At 59.5% G+C, this 1,186-nt stretch carries 2 protein-coding genes; one reads left to right on the forward strand and one right to left on the reverse strand.

Annotated elements, in window-relative coordinates; all coding sequences use genetic code 11:
• The coding region (locus ACH107_RS32945) for an ABC transporter substrate-binding protein (RefSeq protein ID WP_412509800.1) at positions 1-464 on the reverse strand (464 nt) is incomplete at its 3' end.
• Positions 465-667: 203 nt separating this feature from the next.
• Here ACH107_RS32945 and ACH107_RS32950 point away from each other — a divergent pair.
• A complete protein-coding gene (locus ACH107_RS32950) occupies positions 668-1,066 on the forward strand; it encodes a RidA family protein (RefSeq protein ID WP_412509801.1) in 399 nt (132 codons plus the stop codon).
• Positions 1,067-1,186: the final 120 nt, after the last annotated feature.

A 1,186-nucleotide genomic window follows, 5' to 3' on the forward strand; every position in this document is an offset into this window, starting at 1 on the left:
CCGACATTCCCCAACCCGTATTCGTCGATCATCCACTGGTAATAGGACGTGAAGCCGTTGTCCCCGATAAGCAGCGTCAAATCCGCAAGGTCATCGAAGGTTTCGGCTTTTCCTGGGTGGGCGAGGATGACCTGGGGATGCTTCTGGAAGGTCGCAGCGACGACAACGACGGGGATATCTTCTTTCACGGCGTTGAAAGCCTGCAGCATGTCGCCGCCCATATGGAAGTCCAGCTTGCCGGCAAGCATGAGCGCGCGGTTGTTCACCTGTGGTCCACCCGGCACGATGATGACATCAAGCCCGCAATCGGCGTAGGTTCCATCCGCGACCGACCGATAAAAACCGCCATGCTCGGCTTGGGCCAGCCAATTGGTCCCGAAGGACACTTCCACGAGATCTTGGGCCTGGGCGGCGGTTGCGGTGAGGGCTGCTGCAGTTGCGACAAGCATTGGTTTGTATGTCATCGGACTCTCCATTATCGGTCCGGCCCGACCGTGCGGGTGAGAGTTTGACGCCACAATGCAACGGCTGATCGGATTTTCAGCTGTGCGGATAAATGCACAAAATTAAGGCAAATCTGGCGGAGGCGCACAAACGTTGCGCTTTTCCATTTTGAAACAACATGAAAGCGCGGCAGCCTGTGGGGAAAGCAGCCAAGGAGACAGCCATGATCCAACTCTCACCCACCAGCATCGCACCGCCCCTCGCGCGCTACGCGCACGGCGTCATCGCCGAAGGCAGCGGAAAAGTGATTGCGCTCTCGGGGCAGCTCGGCCTCGCGCCTGACAAAACCGTTCCCGAGAGCGCCGAAGGGCAGGCGCTGATCTGCCTTGAAAACATCAATGCCATACTGGCCGAGGCTGGTGCCTCACGCGCAAACATTCTGCGCCTGAACGCCTATGTGACCGATCACGCCCATCTTGCCGGTTATATGGCAGCGCGCGATGCGTGGCTTGGCAATCCTGAGGTGCCGCCTGCCTCGACGCTGATGATCGTGGGTGGATTCGCCAGGCCGGAGTTCCTCGTGGAGGTCGAAGCCCTGGCGCTGCTGGCGGACCGTGGTTGACCGCAAATCGCGGGATTTGCCCTGGTCGAATTAACAGCCACTCCGGCTCCCCCTGCGACACGGTATCGTCCGCAGATGCTGAAGGGTGATCCTGAGCCGGATTGGTCGGTACTGTACCCT

The organism is Roseovarius halophilus (ex Wu et al. 2025) (assembly GCF_047086965.1).